19 protein-coding genes are annotated in these 20,010 nt (G+C 41.7%); 5 read left to right on the top strand and 14 right to left on the bottom strand.

All coding sequences use genetic code 11. The features are described from left to right. Window positions 1–68: 68 nt before the first annotated feature. Complete coding sequence (locus U5K72_14210) at window positions 69–602, bottom strand: phosphoglycerate mutase family protein (GenBank protein MDZ7719966.1); 534 nt, start codon at window positions 600–602, stop codon at window positions 69–71. Window positions 603–665: 63 nt separating this feature from the next. Here U5K72_14210 and U5K72_14205 point away from each other — a divergent pair, with 63 nt between their 5' ends. Beyond that, on the top strand, window positions 666–1,562 hold the full coding sequence (locus U5K72_14205) for a glycerophosphodiester phosphodiesterase family protein (protein MDZ7719965.1): 897 nt from the start codon (window positions 666–668) through the stop codon (window positions 1,560–1,562). A 241-nt stretch (window positions 1,563–1,803) separates the two neighbouring features. Next, window positions 1,804–2,304 carry a cupin domain-containing protein gene (locus U5K72_14200; GenBank protein MDZ7719964.1) on the top strand — a complete coding sequence of 167 codons (501 nt, stop codon included), beginning with the start codon at window positions 1,804–1,806 and terminating at the stop codon, window positions 2,302–2,304. Between the two features lie 265 nt (window positions 2,305–2,569). Here the strand turns inward: U5K72_14200 and U5K72_14195 are convergent, their stop codons facing one another. From U5K72_14195 to U5K72_14185, 3 genes are read right to left on the bottom strand one after another with little or no spacing between them, the layout of a single operon-like run. Beyond that, window positions 2,570–3,304 (bottom strand): uroporphyrinogen-III synthase, encoded by a 735-nt coding sequence (locus U5K72_14195; GenBank protein MDZ7719963.1) that lies wholly within the window; start codon window positions 3,302–3,304, stop codon window positions 2,570–2,572. Window positions 3,305–3,322: 18 nt separating this feature from the next. Continuing rightward, the gene (locus tag U5K72_14190) at window positions 3,323–4,444 is read right to left on the bottom strand and encodes a BamA/TamA family outer membrane protein (protein MDZ7719962.1); all 1,122 of its coding nucleotides are present in this window, start codon (window positions 4,442–4,444) and stop codon (window positions 3,323–3,325) included. A gap of 41 nt (window positions 4,445–4,485) precedes the next feature. Next, a complete protein-coding gene (locus U5K72_14185; GenBank protein MDZ7719961.1) occupies window positions 4,486–4,848 on the bottom strand; it encodes a carboxymuconolactone decarboxylase family protein in 363 nt (120 codons plus the stop codon). Between the two features lie 191 nt (window positions 4,849–5,039). On the opposite strand from U5K72_14185, the gene U5K72_14180 reads away from it, so the two are divergent. Next, the gene (locus U5K72_14180; protein ID MDZ7719960.1) at window positions 5,040–6,503 is read left to right on the top strand and encodes a hypothetical protein; all 1,464 of its coding nucleotides are present in this window, start codon (window positions 5,040–5,042) and stop codon (window positions 6,501–6,503) included. Here U5K72_14180 and hemG read toward each other — a convergent pair. Beyond that, the gene (gene hemG, locus U5K72_14175) at window positions 6,500–7,843 is read right to left on the bottom strand and encodes a protoporphyrinogen oxidase (GenBank protein MDZ7719959.1); all 1,344 of its coding nucleotides are present in this window, start codon (window positions 7,841–7,843) and stop codon (window positions 6,500–6,502) included. The two genes, U5K72_14180 and hemG, sit on opposite strands and share 4 nt — an antisense overlap. A 412-nt stretch (window positions 7,844–8,255) precedes the next feature. Here hemG and U5K72_14170 point away from each other — a divergent pair, with 412 nt between their 5' ends. Continuing rightward, window positions 8,256–9,074, top strand: coding sequence for an NAD(P)H-binding protein (locus U5K72_14170; protein MDZ7719958.1), 819 nt, complete (start codon window positions 8,256–8,258; stop codon window positions 9,072–9,074). Window positions 9,075–9,542: 468 nt separating this feature from the next. Here the strand turns inward: U5K72_14170 and U5K72_14165 are convergent, their stop codons facing one another. The 3 genes from U5K72_14165 to U5K72_14155 are packed head-to-tail and all read right to left on the bottom strand — an operon-like array spanning window position 9,543 to window position 13,375. Next, window positions 9,543–10,217: a metal-dependent transcriptional regulator gene (locus U5K72_14165; protein ID MDZ7719957.1), complete on the bottom strand. Its 675-nt coding sequence runs from the start codon at window positions 10,215–10,217 to the stop codon at window positions 9,543–9,545. A 58-nt stretch (window positions 10,218–10,275) separates the two neighbouring features. Further along, window positions 10,276–10,761, bottom strand: coding sequence for a thioredoxin family protein (locus U5K72_14160; GenBank protein MDZ7719956.1), 486 nt, complete (start codon window positions 10,759–10,761; stop codon window positions 10,276–10,278). Between the two features lie 31 nt (window positions 10,762–10,792). Then, the gene (locus tag U5K72_14155) at window positions 10,793–13,375 is read right to left on the bottom strand and encodes a SpoIIE family protein phosphatase (protein MDZ7719955.1); all 2,583 of its coding nucleotides are present in this window, start codon (window positions 13,373–13,375) and stop codon (window positions 10,793–10,795) included. A gap of 108 nt (window positions 13,376–13,483) precedes the next feature. Here U5K72_14155 and U5K72_14150 point away from each other — a divergent pair, with 108 nt between their 5' ends. Then, window positions 13,484–14,248 (top strand): NRDE family protein, encoded by a 765-nt coding sequence (locus tag U5K72_14150; protein MDZ7719954.1) that lies wholly within the window; start codon window positions 13,484–13,486, stop codon window positions 14,246–14,248. A gap of 4 nt (window positions 14,249–14,252) precedes the next feature. On the opposite strand, the gene U5K72_14145 is transcribed toward U5K72_14150, so the two are convergent. The 6 genes from U5K72_14145 to folE all read right to left on the bottom strand — a co-directional run bounded on the left by U5K72_14145 (window position 14,253) and on the right by folE (window position 19,873). Further along, complete coding sequence (locus U5K72_14145) at window positions 14,253–15,572, bottom strand: hypothetical protein (GenBank protein ID MDZ7719953.1); 1,320 nt, start codon at window positions 15,570–15,572, stop codon at window positions 14,253–14,255. Between the two features lie 6 nt (window positions 15,573–15,578). Next, window positions 15,579–16,454 (bottom strand): alpha/beta fold hydrolase, encoded by an 876-nt coding sequence (locus tag U5K72_14140; GenBank protein MDZ7719952.1) that lies wholly within the window; start codon window positions 16,452–16,454, stop codon window positions 15,579–15,581. Beyond that, window positions 16,454–17,326, bottom strand: coding sequence for a pseudouridine synthase (locus U5K72_14135; protein ID MDZ7719951.1), 873 nt, complete (start codon window positions 17,324–17,326; stop codon window positions 16,454–16,456). Before U5K72_14135 ends, U5K72_14140 begins: the two co-directional genes overlap by 1 nt. Window positions 17,327–17,388: 62 nt before the next feature. Then, window positions 17,389–17,619 carry a membrane protein insertion efficiency factor YidD gene (yidD, locus tag U5K72_14130; GenBank protein ID MDZ7719950.1) on the bottom strand — a complete coding sequence of 77 codons (231 nt, stop codon included), beginning with the start codon at window positions 17,617–17,619 and terminating at the stop codon, window positions 17,389–17,391. Between the two features lie 13 nt (window positions 17,620–17,632). After that, complete coding sequence (cysS, locus tag U5K72_14125; GenBank protein MDZ7719949.1) at window positions 17,633–19,147, bottom strand: cysteine--tRNA ligase; 1,515 nt, start codon at window positions 19,145–19,147, stop codon at window positions 17,633–17,635. An 18-nt stretch (window positions 19,148–19,165) separates the two neighbouring features. Next, on the bottom strand, window positions 19,166–19,873 hold the full coding sequence (gene folE, locus U5K72_14120) for a GTP cyclohydrolase I FolE (protein MDZ7719948.1): 708 nt from the start codon (window positions 19,871–19,873) through the stop codon (window positions 19,166–19,168). Between the last annotated feature and the right edge of the window lie 137 nt (window positions 19,874–20,010).

Here is a 20,010-nt window from a genome sequence, read left to right as displayed (position 1 = left end):
CTCTTTAAAATTCTCGTCAAATCTTACTTTCAGACATGCCATGCTTCATACTGTCAATTTTAGAAGGCTCAATATCTCAAATGCAAAAGTTTTCTTTCTCCATCCCCGGCAATGGTAATAATCAGAATATTGCCGTAATCAGATTCATCGAAACTTTCATCAAAATGTTCTCCTTCTAAAATCGTATTTGCAAAGGTCGGCGTTGAATTGGAATGACCGCAAACCAATATCGTTTCACCTTGATGCATCTCCAGCCACTTCTCAACCTGCGATGTTGGATTTTGATGATCATAGATTTGAAGGTCCAGATCATTCAAGTCGGCAGTGGATTTGGCCGTTTTCTGAGTTCTTTTGAAATTCGTTGAATAAACGGCATCAAAGGATACCCGTTTAAACATCTCAGCCAATTTTTCTGCTCGTTCGTAACCGGCTTCACTCAAATCGGGATCGTGGCTGTTATCTGCTTTTTCAGCATGGCGAACCAAGATGATTGTTATTAAATCACCATCTAAAGAATGAGCAGTCAGAGTGACCGGGCTAAGAAGACTGATCAAGAAAGCAAGTTTTACAATTTGATGACAGCTTATTAATCTTTTTTTCATAATGATTCCCAATATATTATAGTCCAGATTTTAACATTTAAACCATTTGAAATATATAGAACCATGAGGTTTTTAATCGCCGTATTCTTCTCAATTTTTCTTATGACATGTACCAACAACCAACCCACACAAACATTTGATCTGCAAGGCCATCGCGGGGCACGCGGACTGATGCCTGAAAATACAATTCCCGCATTTCTAAAGGCTGTTGACTTAGGGGTTGATACGATTGAGTTGGATGTTGTCGTAACCGGAGATGAAAGAATCCTCGTCTCGCATGAGCCCTGGTTCAGCCATAATATCAGTACCAAACCGGATGGCTCGCCGGTCACCGAAGAGGAAGAGATGGAGTACAACATCTACGAGATGACATACGAAGAAACACAACAGTTTGACGTTGGGAAAAAAGGCCATCCCTCCTTTCCCAACCAAGAGAGAATGGAGGCCAAAAAACCTCTGCTGCGTGATGTAATTGAGACTGTTGAAAATTATACCGACGAACAGGGATTACAGGATGTAAAGTACAATATCGAGACCAAAAGTGAACCGATGCGCTATGGCACGTATTATCCTCAGCCGGAAAAATTTGCACAGCTCCTGAATGATCTTTTGATGGATCTCGATGAGGAATTCGACATGCTGGACCGGGTGATCATCCAGTCTTTTGATCCCGCTACGTTGGTTGAATTTCGGAAGCTCAATCCCGATGTATCTATAGCCATGCTGGTTTCCAACCGGCAAACAATACAGCACTACGTAAATGAGTTAGGATTTGTACCGGAAATCTGGAGTCCGAACTACCAGTTGGTTAGTTCACGGATGATAGCCGAAGCCCACAGTCTTGACATGAAAGTGATCCCCTGGACGGTGAACACAACAGAAGAGATGAACGACCTGATTGAAATGGGAGTGGATGGAATTATTACAGATTACCCGGATAGTGCGATGGTTTTGCAGTGATCTTTATATTTTAACGTGAACTCAGGATAAGAATATTAAGAATTGGCATGGTAAAGTCCCCTCCTTTTCCAAGGAGGGGATTTAGGGGTGGTTGAAACAGAATTTAGTTTCAATTTCAAGATTTAATCTCCTTTCTACCTCCCCGAACCCCTCCTAATCATAGGAGGGGATTTCATTTTCAACATTCTTATCCCGAACTCAGTTTATTTTAGCTTTCTTTTCCATCTCAAAAAAATTGTTTATGAAACTAAGAATATCGGAACTTATTGATAGATTAAACCTTAAATCCCATCCTGAAGGCGGATATTATACAGAAGTGTACCGGAGCGACGGAATTATAGAAACAGATAAGGATGATTTTCCTGACGGCCGCCATTACAGCACATCGATCTATTACCTGCTTGGAAGTGACGATCAATCACAATTCCATCGAATAAAGTCAGATGAAGTCTGGCATCACTATGAGGGATCACCGATTACCATCCATCTGATTTCCCAAAGCGGTACCTATCGAAAATTAAACGTTGGTAAAGATCTTGAAGCCGGCCAAAAACCACAACACATTGTGCCCGCCGGGTATTGGTTTGGCGTTACCGTTGACGATCCGGACCGTTTTGCCCTCTGCGGATGTACCGTCTCTCCCGGTTTTGATTTTGATGATTTTGAGCTGGCGGATCGGGATGATCTTTTAGCCCAATTTCCTGATCATGAAGAGATCATCAAAAAATTGACTCAGGTGTGATTTATGTAATTTGCCATAATTTCCGAAAATAAGCGTCATAGAGTTCTACTGCCGACCAGTATATAAAACTGAAAAACTAGTGTTATGTCAATTCTCATTTGTCGGATAAAGACCTGACAGCATTTCCGATGCTTTTCCGGATTTCTGTCAGCGTCAAAAATCAACGCTGTCAGATCCAGTGGGTGCTGACAGGTTGCTTCCGACATTTCATATTTGACTTAACACTCGCTAAATAGCTGTGTAAATATTCTGTTAATTTACAAATTTACTCAGTGAGCGTAACCAGCAGCGACCGCCAGGACCCTCTTGCTTCTATGGCAGGCTCGATTTCGGCTTCTTGTAATTTTTGAGTAACTGCCTGTCCGGATGAAATGCATTCAACTGCTGATAAATTCAGGTCTGGAAATGCTGTTTGAATCCTGATAACGGCCGAACGGCTGTGGAAAATGACAGAATCCAATGATATATCTGTTAGTTGTCTTCTGTAGCTTTCAAGAGTTTCGGTTGCCAATGTTTCCTCCTTGCAAACCTCAAATTCAACAACCGGTATCTCCAGTTCCTGCAGTAATCCCGGAACCTCTTCATCTCTTTGATCGGTTGTGGGATAGAGAACAGTTCCCTCCCGGGATATCCGAAGCATAAACTCTATAATATCGATAGGACGGGCATCTTCCCTCGGCATAACTGCAGGAATATCAAACTCATCTAACATATCAGCAGTTGCCTGGTTCGAAACCAGATGAACGATATTTTGAACTTCTTTGAGTGCCCCTGCCTCCCGAATCCACTGAATAAAATAACGGGCATTCCTGAGATTTCCGTGTATGATAAATGAAAATGATTCCAGCTTTTTTAAGACAAGATCTTCCTCCTCTCTGTTCACAGAGTATGAGTATTTTTCCAACGGCATATGGATTAATCGCCACTCATTATTCTCTTTAATCTGTGTTAAGAAAGAAGTTGCTACATCAGCATTCGCTGTAAAAAGTGTTTTTTTCATTGAATATTTTTGATCTCTTTAAAATACATACCCTGCTCCAAAATAGAATCTCAGTGATTCCTCAGAAATTCCTGCATCTGCCCGTAGCATAATATCCCGGCTAAAAAATTTGCATATCATCCCACCGCCAAAAGAATGTTTCCAGTTATTGAACAGTTCGTTCGAATCATTGTCAGAAAATACCCGTCCGCTGTCCCAAAAAAGTTGACTACCTACCTGAATTCTATCGTTCCAAAAAGAAAATAGCCATGTTCTGAGTTCTAAAAGATGCAGTATGGATTGATTTCCGCGAAACCGGTTTAAATGATATCCACGGGGGCCATAACTCCCCCCTATGATGGATAGGTCCCAAAATGGAGCACTGCCCTGTATTGATTCAAAGTTAAGTTTATTGGCTAAAACAACGCCATCAAACAGTTCCAGGTAATGGCGAATATCAAACTGCAGATCAGAATAGCTATAATCACTTCCAAAAACAGAAGAACTAACCTCGAACGATGCTTCATACCGAATTCCCTGCGCAGGCGAAAATTCACTATCTCTGCTGTCTGCTATAAATCCAAAGCCTGCTTTATTTGCCCAGCTTTTCCCAATTCCGCGGGGCATATCCTCCCCGAACTTGGAAGATTCATCTCTTACTCGTCCATTCAAATAGGAAACATCCACAGAGCCGGTTAGATCTAAAAAACCATATTCTCCGAATGATGCCATCCTTTTTCGCAACTGGTAATAGATTGCCAGTTCCCGGTTCTCAAAAAAGTAATAATTATCATCAAACAGTTGATCGGAGAATTCAGTCTTATTCCCAATTCCAAAATAGTATGCCTCACGGATTCTTTGCCCTGTAAAATCTATTAAACTTCTTAAATCTGTACCGAACGTTCGGGTCCGTTCATATTCCATCTCTAAAACAAGGCTGCCTTTTGTTGATGCTGTAAAATTTGCTTGTAAATTACTTAAGAATGGACGCACGTTGTTTCCATACCCAATTCGCTGAACCAGCCCTCCTCCAAACAAACCCAAATCGGAAGTGTATCCTGCAACGGGCAGAAGTGAATATTCGCTTCCAATCCGTATATCCGGCTCTTCACTCTCACTTGTATCCGGTGGAATGACCTGGGCCGAAATTTTTCCAGCCATCAGCGGCATTATCAAACAAAAAAGGAGGACCTTAAACAACCTCAAAGAACTCCCTCCTCCTCAAGAGCTTCTATTGTTGATACGGAGTGGCGAAGGTGCGGAATGACAATACTCCCTCCCACTACTAAGGCAACATTCAGCGCATCAATAATCTGCTCTTTGGTTGAACCGGTTTGGGCGCATTGCTCCAGGTGATAGTCGATACAATCGTTACATCTCAAAACAGTTGAGGCCACCAAACCAAGCAATTCTTTGGTCTGAGCCGGAAGAGCTCCATCCTGGTATGTGTTATGATCGATATTAAAAAATCTCTTGATCCCTAAATGATCCAGATCCAGAATTTTTTCATTCATCACCTCTCTGTTTTTTCTAAATTCGTGCAAAGAGTTTGTATTTGAAGCCATATTCTTATTCATTTATGCTTATCAGAAAATATTAAGCTTAAAAAGTGTTAGTCACCGGGAAAGTGATTAAGGTTGTCATTAATTTTTTAGCCAGTTATACTCATCTGATGATCCATTTGCGTTAAAACTTAAAATAAGAATTTCATCACTTGTTTCGGAGCAGAACATCATACAAACATAAACTTGTTGCCATGGGCGATAGTATGGCACAAGGATTTAAAAACGGCGGAATCTATAGAACGGATTTGAGTTTTCCGGCTATTCTTGCGCGATCTCTACAACCATCAACAGAATTTGATCTCCCGTCTTTCTCGGCACAGGCCGGCATCCCCATCAATATTGAGATATTGATTCGCGGACTCGCCGAAAAATATGAAGACGGCATTACGCTGGGAAACTCATTCGGGGCCGGATCTGAAATTTACCGAACACTGCGCCGGATAAAAACTTACTGGGAAGGACATCTGAAATCTTTGAAAGTTGAACAGGACACACCTTATCATAACCAGGCCATTTGGGGATTTACCATCAGTGATTGTATGCTGATGGATGAAGAGTACTGCCGCAATTACATCACCGATAATAAACCTGAATACTCTGTTTTTAATGTGCTGCCGGATCATGCCATGTATATCACAGCACGGATGGTCTTAAATCCCTCCTTCAACCAAAAGTTTGAAAGCAACACCATGCTGGATAACGTTTCACTCTTGAGCGAGGATGGCGGCATTGAAAACCTAATTGTTTGCATTGGGCATAATAATGTAGTGGGAGCGGTAACCAACCTGGATATCAAATATTCTGAAGAGTCTGACCTAAATGCCCGTTATGCCGACCGAAACTGTACCGTTTTCCGGCCGGAACATTTTAAAACAGAACTAAAGTCGCTTTATGAAAATGTTGCAAGACTGAATGTTAAAAATGTATTTGTTCCCACCATACCCTATGTAACCATCCCTCCGGCTATTCGGGGAGTGAACGAAGATAAAGAGAAACCAAGAACCGGATATTTTGATTATTACTCGCGATTTTGGATCTGGGATGAAGATTTCGACCCTGACAAACATCCGCATCTAACCAAGGATGACGCCATTGAACTGGATATAGTTGTGGACCAGTATAACGCCATTATTCACAAATTGGCTGATGAGTATGAATTTTGCGTTGTCCCGGTTCACAAATATGTTCGTGCTGCCGCTCGCAGGCGTCTCGGAAAAGATAATGTAAGTCCCTTTCCACCGGAATTTGTGAGGGCTCTTCAAAAAAATGAGAAAACAAGTTACCTCGTAGAGGATTACGAAAATATACGTATCTCAACAGATTACCTTCGGCTGGATGAAGAAACAGGCAAGATAGACCGGGGTGGAATTTTTAGTCTCGATGGACTCCATCCTTCTACAATCGGGTACGGGCTGATTGCCAATATCTATAAAATGTCGATGGAAAAGCGCGGGGTAGAGTTTATAAACCCAATCGACTGGGATTTTGTGATTGAAAATGAAACACTTGTCACCGATCCGCCTCCGTTAATGAAAGATCTTCGGTTGTTGCTGAAATTTCTCTCTTTAAGCCGGCAGGAACGCCTTACCTTTCTTGGTAAAAACTTATTGCAACTTGTTCTGGAGGCTTTCTCTTCAAAACCGGAATTGGATTAACCACCAATCTCCTCAGCAAGACTCAGGCCCTGTTTAATGCAATCCGGCACCGAAACACCATTCCTGAAATTCCCTGCCAGGTGTAAGTGCGAATTTCTTTTTTCAATCGTCTCAAAGACATTCAAGACCTGGTCATATCCCACATGATATCCGGGAATTGAGTTTGGCCAAAATACATGCTCTTTAAATACAGGTTCGTTTCGGACTCCTATCAGATCCCGAAGCTCATCCAGAACAATATGCAGGAGAGATTGACTCTCTTTTTTTGCTAATTCAGGATCTCGTCCGCCTCCAACAAACACAGTTAATAAGTGCGAATCAGCTGGTGCTCTTCCCGAAAATAATGTTGATGAGAATAACGCACCGAGAATATTCCTGTCCTCTTTTTCCGGAACCAGGAACCCAAATCCATCCAGAGGATGCCGAACTTCGTCTTTTTTAAACCCCAGGTGAAAAACGGACAAGGGTGGGTATTGTACCGTTTGAATTTCCTCCAATTCTTCGGGCTGAATCGGTAAAAGATCTTTATTCCATTTATACAGCGGTACATTTACCACTACCTTTTTATACGGACCCTTATCACCAAATTTACTTTTTAAGTACCATCCATCCTCCAGTTTCTGAACCTTTTTAATCTGATGATTGAAGTAGATCTCATCAAGTTGCTCCGTCATTCGTTCGATAATCTGGTGGAGACCATTCTCAAATGAAATCAGTTCCCGATCAATACGGCCGTCAGATTTTCTCTTCTTACGCCCGGCAATAGTTCCCCATATTAATGAGCCATACTCCTGTTCCAGATCGTGCATTTTAGGAAACGTATGACGCAGAGAAAGTTTTTCGGGTTTGTTTGCATAAATCCCTGCAATAAATGGATTTAAAGCATAATCCAGCATCTCTTTCCCAATTCTTCGCTCAACAAATTGAGCTACTGTTTCATCCCGATTATCAGTTTTTGAGATAAAGAGATCTTTCAGGACAGCTAACTTTCCCCCCGGCGAAAAAAGAGGAGTCGAAACAGCCTCAACCAAGGAGGAAGGTAACTTTACAAGTTGCCCGTTCTTAACAATAAACCGTTTCGAACTTTCCGGATTAGCGATGACTCTCTCCTCCCACAATCCAAGATCTTTTAAAAAATCCGCTACTTTTTGATCTTTTAGAAGTAACGTATTTGGCCCGTACTCAAGAAGCCAGTTATCTTCACGAATCGTTTTTATAGAACCCCCGGCATATCCATGTTGTTCAAACAAGTCAACTTGCTGCCCCTTCCTCTTAAGTGCCCAGGCTGCAGTTAAACCGGTTATCCCGGTACCAACAATTGCTATTTTATTCTCTGCCATGTTAAAATTATTTATTTGATTCACCCTCCGCAAAGCTTTTGCCCCGGGATTGGATTATCTCTAAATAGCGCAAGCGTCCCGCTTGTGCTCCATACATTGATTACAAATGTCAAATAGGGTCAAGAGTGGGATACTCGCAATATCCAGTTAACATTATTGCCATTCAGTCAATTCACGCACTATCCAGATAGCACAAGCCTCCCGCTTGTGCTTTACATATTGATTACAAATGTCGGAAAGAGTCACGAGTGAGACGCTCGCGCCATCCCAAGTAACTCCATAGGGTCAGTTTAAAACTACTGAAAATCTATGTAGTAACACGAAGAAAATTTATACGAAAGATTCTGAAAACCGCTTTTATTTTGGTGTGAGTTGTTCTTACTTTCATTCCGGATTAAAAAAGAAATTATTTATGATCATTTCGGTTTTAGGATGTGGCTGGCTGGGTTTCCCCCTTGCTGAACGGTTGCTCTCTTCTGGCCATATCATTAAAGGTTCAACAACCACAGAGAAAAAACTAAACGTTTTACAACAGAGTGGAATCGATGCATATCTGCTGGAACTTCCGGATTCAGTTTCGGATGAAAAAATCAAAGATTTTTGGGATTGCGATATTCTGTTTTTGAATATTCCGCCCGGCCGCAGAAATCCCAACGTTAAAGATGAGTTTCCGGCAAATGTTAAAAAAGTGCTTGCCAAAGCCAAGGAGCATCACATCTCCTGGATCATTTTTGCAAGCTCAACTTCTGTGTACCCTAAATATGGCGGACTAACCCGGGAGGAAGAAGCTGAAAAAGGAAAGGCAGCACGGGCAAGCGGTGAGGCTATTTTAAAGGGTGAGGAACTCATTAAAAATTCAGATATCGATTATACAATCCTCCGGTTTGGCGGGCTTTACGGATATGAGCGGCATCCGGTAAAATATTTAAGCGGAAAAAAAGATCTTGATGAGGGAGCAAGGCCCGTAAATCTTGTCCATCAACTGGATTGTGTGAATATCATAACAGAGGTGATCAACCAGAAGAAAAGAAACGAAATTTACAATGTAGTATCCGACGGGCATCCGCCCCGGAAGGAGTTCTACCAATGCGCGGCAAAACATTTTGACCTGCCGCCTCCCACCTTTAAAAAGGACAATAATACAGGATATAGAATTGTATCAAACGAAAAGCTAAAGAGGGAACTGTATTATGAGTTTAACTATCCAAACCCAATGGATCACGCTCATTAGTATAGTAACCGGTAAATTACTATAACGAGTTTACCGGTTAAGATTGTAACCATTAAAGCATAAGACAAAACTTTGATGAGCTTTTTTTCTTCTATCATGTCGAGCCTGTCCAAAAAGGATGTCATTCTGAACCCCGCATTCCCGGGGCAGGCTCGATCCTCCAAAGGAGTCCTTGGGACAGAATCTCCACTCTTTATCTGTGTTTGGAGATACCGGATCGGGGTCCGGTATGACAAAAATAAGAATATTGATCTCTCTCACATCCTTTTTGGACAGCCTCAAAGGCACCTCAGCAAATATAAACGGATATAGCTTTCAGAGTTCAACCTGTAAAGGCGTTTATATAATGTCAGGGGTAATAAATCACTTTAATAGTCAACTTGAAAAGAGGCCATAAAAACACAAAATTTTTGACTTCGTATTTTTGTGGCTACCTGATTGACTATACTTACTTTAAAGACTGTACTATTAGATTACGTCTTGCTTTACGACAAAAATATCTTCGGCAATATTATTAGCGATTGTAATCGTTTGATTTTCGACTTTAACCTTAACAGGCCCGTCAAATGGTTCTTTGGACAATACCTCAACTTTTACACCGGGAATAAGTCCCTGTTTTTCAAGGTATCGAAGCAGATCCGGGTTTTGGTTTTTTACCCTCCGAACTATATAGGGTGTTTCAAGTGGTACAGAGTGAAGTGCCTTTAGTGTAATTTTTGGCATCTTACCATCTTTCGTGGGGATCGGGTCGCCATGCGGGTCTTCCGTGGGATGGTTTAACAACTCAGCAATCTTATCTTCAAACTGTTCCGATATATGATGTTCAAGCTGTTCGGCCTCATCGTGAACTTCATCCCAGGAATAGCCCAGAATCTCCTTCAGGTAAAGCTCCAGCAACCGGTGGTGTCGAATAATTTCTAATGCAATCTTCAATCCGGTTTCGGTTAGCCGTGAACCATAATACGATTCATATTTAACCATCTTCATCTCAGAGAGGCGTTTCAACATATTTGTTACAGAAGCATTCGCTACGCCCATTTTTTCTGCAAGACGAGATGTGGATACACCTTTATCGGGAGGTGTTTCACTCTCAAGTTTGTAAATGGTTTTCAGGTAATCTTCAACGGATTGGCTCCGGGACATATCAAAAAAATTAGATTAGTGTCTGCCTGTATTTTTTCTATTCTGAATTCTTCCCCTGTTATTCACCCATAAAATCTTGGAACGATTGTTCCAGGTAAGCATCACTTCCCACAAAATTCAGAAGATTTACAAACATTTCTTGTTCCAGGAAACCGGGTTGTTTACCAAGAATAGCCCCTTCGGAGTTCAGAAAGTATGCAGTGGGAACATTTTGATTTTCCAGAGCGCTTGCAAATTCTGCCTGGGTCATCTCTTCGCCGTGATAATTTACCTTTGCATCCGATTCTATATCAATCTGTACCCAAAGGTAGTAATCGGAAATTGCATTTTGAACACCTTCAGACGGATAGACCTCTGAGTGCATTCGCTGACAATAGGGACACCAGGTAGCAAATACATCAACAAGAATCTTTTTCCCTTCCTTTGGGGCTTGATCCAGCGCCTGCTGCAATGAGATAGGCTCTATCGTTTCAGATTGTGCTGAAGTAACTACGGGCAGCAACAATAACAAGATGAAAGAGATGTATGTTGTAAGCTGTTTCATATCTCAAAAATAATGAAGATTTACGACTTTCTTATTTCTTTTTGATAACGATCATCGTTAAATCGTCGTGTTGTGCAGATTTCTCGCCAAATTTTTCAAGATCTTCTTCCAGTTTTTTGAGTAGCTGTTTTGAAGACAACCGGTAGTTTCGTTTTACCAGGTTCTGCAGCCGTTGATCTCCATACAATTTATTGGTTTTACTAATCGACTCAACGATTCCGTCCGTAAACAAAATCAAAATATCACCTTTTTCCAGGTTGATAATCTCTTCGGAGATATTTTTCCTGAATATCTCTTCACCGGTCATGCCAATGGCAAGACCCTCCGGCTGAAATTCATACAATTTATTTTCACTTTTTTTATAAAACAGCAGCGGATTGTGACCTGCCCTGGAAAACTGAAACTGATTCTTTTGAATATCCAAAATCCCAAATATCATAGATATGAATGTTCCGCGATTGGCATTGTTCCGAAACATGTTATTTGTTTTTGTAAGGATATCGATTGTGGACCGGTAATCGCTGCAAAGGGCGTGGAGTACGCCTTTTGTAAATGTCATGAAAAACGCAGCCTGGATACCTTTTCCGCTCACATCACCAATCGTTATTGCTAATTTGTCGTTTTTAAGCGGTATAAAATCGTAGTAGTCTCCACCCGTTTCGTATGCCGGTTTACAGAGTGCGGTAATATCGTAGCCCTCCACAGCTGGTGTTTCAATGGGCAAGAAAGACTGCTGAACGTTTCTGGCAATTTTAAGTTCCTGCCGTATCCTGTCTTCCTGGGCAAGTTCTTCAATATATTCAGGTACAAATTTGGGAAGCTCCCTGACCGAACTCCCCCGGTAGATATTATACCCGCCGGCGATAAATCCTACAACCAACAAAGAGAGAAATGAGTAGAAAATACTGGCATCCGGCGAGTTTTCTATCAGCCATCCATTTGCAGTTGAAAGCATTGATACAAATACAAACATAGCGATAAACGTAGTAAGAAAATCTTCCCTGATATAGATAATACCCAGGCTAAGTCCAATAATACCAGCAACAGTCAACTCGGTTGTGAACGATCCCACCTCAAATGGAAAGGGATAGACAACTATAAATAGAAAAGCAGGGACGAGAACTGCTGCCACTGAAGATTTATAGCGGGATCTCAGTAATCCGGTAAATATCAGGAAAACTACCTGAGCAATGAGAAGATAGAATACAAAATTGCCCAAAATTTCGGTCAGGTAAGGAAAAAAAGTGTTATCTGCTTCGAAACCAGCCTCAAGGGTGATGAATGAATTGGGTATCAGCATCAATATTAAACACCAGCCAAGAGCAAGGAAAAACCCAAATGAGATTCCCCGGATGATCGCCAGCCCCACCGGAATGTTGTTGAAATACCCTACACGAAGAACATCGACCGTACGGAGCTTTTCAGACCAGGATTGCCGTGTTATGGAATCGGAAATAGCGGTTACTACAAAGAACCCAAGGGTTGCAAAAGCAGCAGAAAAGCCAATCACAATAAGCTGCATAAATACAAACTGTGTATCAATCACCCCGAACGAATTTAAGTGCGAGTAAACGCTTTCAAGAGTCAGGACGAGAGGAAATATCATGCCGGCTAAAACTGCCACAAGTGTTGCGGCTTTAATATCAACCAGACGCAGTCTAAAGCGGATAAAAAGCAGAACAATAATCCAAAACGCACCTACCAAAAGTACAATAGTACGAATTCCTGTTTTAATGGTGGTAAAAAGATCGTCTCCCTCATCGGCGCTTGGATGTGTATAATCCATCGAAACAAGGCTGCCGGCAGGTAAAATTCGTACCTCCACCTGAACATCTGTGCGAATGTCAGAAATGGAGTTTTCAAATCTTACAAGAGCTCCTTCAGAATCTCCAATGGATACCCGTTCGACAGATGTAATAGTAAAATCCTGTTCCGGCCATCCCGATTTTGCCAGGTAGTATTCGGCCATTCTTTGTGCTATTGGGGTCCCTAAATAGTTAACCTCGTTTTGATCAATACGACCCGTACCGGCAGCTTGATTTGTGTTATTATTAAATCTAAACTCCAGCGATTCAGCTATCAAACTGTCATTCGAAATTGAGGAGAGCTGAAGCGAATCAGTCTGCATTCCATAATGAAGCACATCTGGTCTGAAGATTGATTGTGGCAGGAGGTTGTCTTCATTAAATACCCCTATCAACCTCCCCCCTTCTGAAAGCCTGATCTCTATGGTCTCTGCCATCTCCTGATCAAAAAACGCTTCGTCTGCTTCATCCCCACTGCCCATTTTAATATTTGTTTGCCAGTAAAATGCCGGGAAAAGCCTGCTATTGGAAGAGTTTGAATAAAATTCCTTAAACTTCGTCTGTTTTTGTAAAGAGTCGAGAAGCTGTGTATCTGTTTGAAAGTATGTAACCGGTTCTGTCTCAAAATTAAATCCAAACTCTCTTGCAAATTCAGAAGCCTGCTTATTAGCTGTAGATTCACCTAAACTGATATCAGCGACCGGTAACGGATGAAAATCTGAATAAAGCCAAAAGAAGAGTAGCAGAGCTACCAATCCGGCTACCATCAACAGTAAATCTTGCTTTGCAGTATCGCTTCCGGGTTTCAAAATTGAGGGTTTAACAGTTTTAGATTACCAGGTATTAGATATTTAATTTTACAGCGAAAATAAAATTATATTGTTTCAAATTTTTGTTTGCTAAACGAAGCTAAAAATATGTGCCTCCTCGTATTTTCATATAAACAGTATACCGATTATCCATTTGTTTTCGCTGCCAACCGGGATGAATCATACAGTCGTCCTACAAAAGCTGCCCATGTTTGGCAGACCACCCCAAAAATTCTTGCCGGGAAAGACCAAAAAGCAGGCGGCACGTGGCTTGGAATTTCCGAAAATGGTCGCTTTGCTGCTCTGACAAATTACAGGCAAATGGATGACATCAAAGAAGATACAACAAGCAGAGGTATCATAGTTAAAGATTTTCTTCTGTATAAAGGCAAGCCTCGGGAATATCTTGCGGAATTGCAACGGGTTGGTGATAAATTTAATGGTTTTAACCTGATTGCAGGCACATTCGATAATCTTTTTTATATGTCTAACAGGAAAGAGGGAATCTTCAAGGTTCAACCGGGGAATCATGCCCTCAGTAATGCCTTTTTGAATACGTCCTGGCCAAAAACCGAGGAATCTTCCCGGGCTCTTGAAAAAATTTTACGAGAAGGTGAGCCGGATGAAGATAAGCTTTTTAAGCTATTGATGAATGATCAGCGATACCCGATTGAAACATTACCGGATACCGGCCTCCCAAAGGATAAAGAAAAAGCCGTTTCATCTGTATTTATTGAAACAGATAAATATGGTACTCGATCATCAACAATAGTCATAGTGGATAAGAATAATCGTGTCCAATTTGCTGAAAAAACCTACATTCCGGGTTCAAAAAAGACAAATAAAATCGTTAGAAAATCTTTTGAACTTTAAACAATTACAGATTCTTTAACTGCTCGCGTGATCGGCTTCTCGCTTCGGGCAACGTTCTCTGATCAGCCGCTATTTCGTAGTATTTTTTTGCTTCCCTCTTTTCACCAAGAAGATCGTTTGCTCTTCCCGAAAAATAGGCCGCCAATACATAAATCTCTCTCTCTTTGTTATTCACAAGGTTTTTTCCAATCTGTACAGATTTGGTTAGATGTGGTATTGCCGCTGAAAAATCTCCTTTGTAGTAATACGCTCGGCCCATCCAAAATCTGACGTCGGCTTCCAACACGGGGTCAATCTTCTCTTTTTTAGATTGCCAGTAATCCAGTGTTTCTCCCGTAAAAGCCAGAATTTCTTCATATTGGTCGAGCTGTGAAAGTGTTTGCAAATACTCGCGCCGGTAGTATCCATTATCAGGATAGGCGCTGATCAGTTCAGCAAATATCTCCCTGGCCTCTTCGTATTTATTCTCATAGTGATGCAAAATATTCGCTAAAAAATATTTCGATTCAGGGCGGGCAAATACCGCATTCTTTGCCGCATAACGAAGTTTTTCAATTCCTTCTTCCCGGTTACCTTCAGGAAAGAACCACGATACCGCCCTTACCACCGGGTACTGTTCCGGAATATATGCAGCATAATAGAGTTTCATACCCTCGGCAAAAAAATTGTCGGGCAGTTCCGGTGCTACCTGTAACAGTTGTTGATGAGCCTGGTACGCGTTCCGGCCAACTTGTACGCTTGTCAGCCAGTCCTCTCGATTTGCGTGCAATCGTGCAATATAACCGTTCGCAACAGCCCGAATAATCAGTGCATCGGGATGCCCCGGCTGTGATCGTAAAATCTTTCCTGCTTCATAATCGGCCTGCTGCATCCTGGCAATAAACTCCCGATCCAGTGATTGATCATTCAGATCTTCCAGAACGTTCCACCAAACCTCCATGCCATCCCATAAAAGCCAGATCGGATGATTGGGATGCTTCTCTCTCCAGGGATCCAGAATCTCGTCCGCTGCCTCTGTATTTCGATTATAGAGCGAATCAATCGCTTTTTTTGCATCAATCTCAAAAAAAGCATCTTTAATCAGAACAGGTGTCTGTGCAAATGACGGTTTGACGGAAACCACTAAAAATCCCGTCAACAATAAAAAGGAAAGTGTTCTCTTGAAAAATTTGTAAATCAGATGACGCAATCGTCTCGCTTGTGCTTCCTCTAAATAATACAAGGCACGAGCGAGACGCTCGCGCCATCTGGAACCTTCACGCCATCTAACTCTCTTGAAATTTATTTGATTTGCGTTCTGCTGAACGGCCTTTGGATAGATCATAAACCTTTATCTTAAGTAATCAAGAAACCAGCCCTCCGTTAAATCCAAAGCTTCACTGAATTCCGGCGGATAATCTTCTTTTGTAAACGGATGAGAAATCTCAAAGGTATGTCCGGCGTTCTCGATCAGCCGAATTTCTTTCTCTGAAGCAGAGCAGGCTCTGAATAATTTCTCTGATTCACTAACCGGTACCGTCTCATCGGCCTTGCCCGCAATAAACATCGAGGGAATGTGCAACTCCTTTACACGATTGATGGCAATCACTCGATCCGCATTTTCCAACGCATCATCATACACAATTTTATCAAGAGGCAGCGTTTGTCCTGTTCGTGAATTCGTAATCTCGGTGTAACCTTGGGTCTTCCAGTCATTAATCATCTTATCCGACCATCGCCTGTTATAATCCGCAACGGCCGACCAGGTTACAAGACATTGTATTTCGGAATATTCTGCAGCAGCTACTACGGCTGTATGGCCACCCCTGGAATGCCCCAGAATTCCAATTCGGTCGGTGTCTAACATCGCTTTTTCACTTTTAATCTCTCTGTTCTTGATCGCTTCAATCACAGTACCGATATCGGCTAAATCCTGGCTGAACGTTTCACGCCGAAAGAGCTCCGGTTCGTCAAAATCGCTCATACTTGTACCAACTCCATTCAGAGATAAATTGAATGCTACGACCGCAAATCCAGCCCGGGCAAGTTCTTCATAGAGATCGGGAAATGCGCCCCAATCCTTAAATCCCTTAAAACCATGAACAAATAAGATAACCGGAAGGGCTGAACCGGAATCAACACCGGGAATCAACAGATCGTAATGTATGGGCAGTCCTTCTGTGGATAAAACAATTCCCTCTTTTTTTGATATCGTAGTGTACTTCATTATTCATTTTTATTGAATTCAAGAGTATCCAGTTTTACAAGTCTGCGGAGATCGTTAATCTCTTTTTGCTTCAAGAATCGCCAGCGCCCTACACGAATATTTTTATCTGTTAAACCCGCATACCGAATCCGTTTGAGCTTTGTAACCTCCGCCCCAAAATAGGATATCATACGCCGAATCAGATGATTTCGGCCTTCAAAAACGGCTATTCGAATAGTATTGGGCACATTCACAACCTGCTGAACTTGTGCGGGTTGTGCAGGACCATCTTCAAGTTCTATACCGTTCAGTAACTCTCTCAGCTCGGCATCAGCAAGTTGCCGGTCGGTTGTTACTTCATACGTTTTTTTAACCCGATAACTTGGGTGCATCAGTCTGTGGGCAAGATCCCCGTCGTTGGTCAAAATCAATAAGCCCATCGTGTTTCGATCCAAACGCCCCACAGGATAGACTCTGTGCCCTGTGGCGTTTTCAACAGCATCCAAAACCGTGTTACGGTCTTTCTCATCGTCTGTAGTACTTATCGTATCCTTTCCTTTGTTCAACAGGATATAGGTAAACGGTTCCAGTGATAGAGTTTGATTTTCAACCTGAACCATATCATTCTTTTTGACCTTGGTTCCCAATTCGGTTGTTATTTTTCCGTTTACTTTCACCTTTCCGGCAGATATATAGTCATCAGCTTCCCGCCGTGAACAAAATCCGGCATGAGCAATATATTTGTTGAGGCGTATCTTATCCCTTAAATATTTTTTCTGAGAAGCAGTATTCGATTCTTTTGGGGATGATGAAGATCTCTTCACTCGTCCGGATTTACTACCGGGCCGCTGTTTTCTTCTCTTTTTTCGATTATCGTTTCTACGATTAGCCATAAGTTAGTTTATATAAAATTGTAAAAATTGTGTCGCATCCACTACAAAAATTATTGGAGATATCATTTTTTCTTATCACGTTTTGGAACCGGATCAACGCCCGAAGTTCCCCATGGATGACATTTTAAAATTCGTTTAATACCCAGCCATAATCCTTTCACTGCCCCCCACTCACGGATCGCTTCAACCATATAGTTTGAACATGTTGGCGCATGGCGGCAATTTGAACCAAGATATGGAGAGATGGCAAGCTGATAAAATTTAACCAGCAGAATAAGAACCTTTGCAGTAATTCTACCGGTCCATTCAGCCGTCGATTTCAAAAGTGGTTTTTCCATCTTTCTCGTCTTTCAGACGTATGCCAATCTCTTGCAGATCATCTCTGATTTTATCAGATGTGGCAAAATCTTTTTTCTCACGAGCATCAGCCCGAATCTCAATCAGCAGTTCAACCAACTCTTCAGTTTTACTATTTTCCGATTCCGAAACGGATTGAAGTCCAAGAATTTCGAATACAAAATCATGCATCGTTTCTTTCATCCTCTCAAATGCCTCCTTCGACACCTTCTTCGCATCCAACTGCTTATTATGTAGGGCATTTATTTTTGATGAAAGGTCGAAAAGTGCAGCTAATACCTGTGCCGTATTAAAATCGTCGTTCATGGTATCATGGCATCGATCACAGGCATCTAATATCTCCCAATCCTCCGGGGCATCTTTCTCCGGGCTCTCATCGGGAAGATTAATTTCATCAAGAAGATCAACGGCGGTTATCAGCTTGTTAAGCCCTTTTTCTGCCGCTATAAGTGCTTCATTTGAAAAATCAATTTTGCTTCTGTAGTGAGACTGAAGCATCAGGAAGCGAACCGCCATGGGATTAAACGCCTTTTCCAATTTCTCATGATCGCCCGTAAACAACTGCTCAAGATTAATAAAATTGCCAGCCGATTTACTCATCTTGGCACCATCAATAGTAATCATATTATTGTGGACCCAATATTTCACCGGATCGTTACCATGGGCACTTTTACTCTGTGCAATCTCTGCTTCATGATGGGGAAACTGCAAGTCCAGTCCCCCACCGTGAATATCAAACTCGTTACCAAGATATTTTGTACTCATGGTTGTACACTCCATGTGCCATCCGGGAAATCCTTCACCCCAGGGCGAATCCCACCGCATTATGTGATTTGATGAAGCTTTTTTCCAAAGTGCAAAATCATAAGGGCTCTTCTTCTCCTCTAACCCCTCTGTATCACGACTTCCGGCCTGCAGATCTTCCAAAACTTTTCCGGAGAGTTCTCCATATGAGTTACTCTGCCGATATTTTTCCAGGTCGAAATAAACGTTTCCATTTACTTCGTAAGCAAAGCCATTTTCAAGAATTTTCTTCACAAGATCAATTTGTTCAATTATATGTCCCGTAGCAGTCGGTTCAATACTTGGGCGTAAACAGTTCAGAGCATCCATCCCCTTGTGATAACTGATGGTATATCTCTGGACAATCTCCATAGGCTCTACCTGTTCAATCCGGGCCTTTTTCAAAATTTTATCTTCGCCACTTTCCTCCTCTTCATGTTCAAGATGTCCCACGTCTGTAATGTTACGGACAAACCGAACCTTGTAGCCAAGATATTTCAGATACCTGTAAATAACGTCAAACGTAATTGCAGATCGTGCATGGCCTAAGTGTGGATCTCCGTAAACAGTGGGGCCACAAACATACAAGCCTACAAACGGCGGATTGATTGGCTCAAAGAGCTCTTTTTTTCTGGATAAGCTGTTATAAAGATGAAGGGAAGATGATTCACTTTTCGGCATAAAAAGCTTTTGATGTAGCTATTTCATTTCAGTTTCTGATTGTATGTAGTCTATAAACCGCTGCTGGGTTTGACTCTCTTTAAAAGCTCCCCTGAATTCAGTAGTCACAGTGCTGCTTTCCCGGTCCTCAATTCCCCGGGTTGATACGCATAAATGCTTGCTGTCAATAAAAACTGCAACATCATCGGTTTCGAGAGCTTCCTGTAGTTCATCAGCTATTTGCAGTGTAAGCCGTTCCTGAACTTGCGGGCGCCGGGAATAATAATCCACAATTCGATTTATTTTCGACAAACCGATAACCTGACCCGAACTGATGTACGCAACGTGTGCTTTTCCCAAAAACGGCAAGAAATGGTGTTCACAAAATGATGTTACATTAATATTCTTCTCAACTACCATCTGTTCATAGTTATACTTGTTGGCAAATTTACGAACAGAGGGTTTTTCGGAGGGTTTTAAACCGTGAAAAATCTCATTTACATACATTTTCGCCACCCGGTATGGAGTGCCGCTCAGGCTCTCATCAGTAATATCTAATCCAAGTGTATCCATGATTTGCCTGAAATGATCTTGAATGATCTCAATTTTTTCATCATCACTCAGTTCGAAAGCGTCTTCCCGCAAAGGGGTTTTGGCAGATGAGGAGATATGAGCATCCCCCATCTCCTCAACTTCATCATGATCAACTGTAAGCGAATTATTATAGGCGTCTTTTTCTTTACTCATCGAATTTTAGGGGTAAACATTGTCAAATTTCAAAGACTATAAAGTTACGGGTTCCCATAGCAATATCATAATTGCAGCAGAGTGCTTCAGCACAACTTCTTTTTCTGTTTTTCTGACCTGTTTGGTTTACGGATCCG

It is taken from the genome of Balneolaceae bacterium (assembly GCA_034521495.1).
GTDB lineage: Bacteria > Bacteroidota > Rhodothermia > Balneolales > Balneolaceae > Rhodohalobacter.
This window is presented reverse-complemented; position numbering and strand designations above follow the sequence as displayed.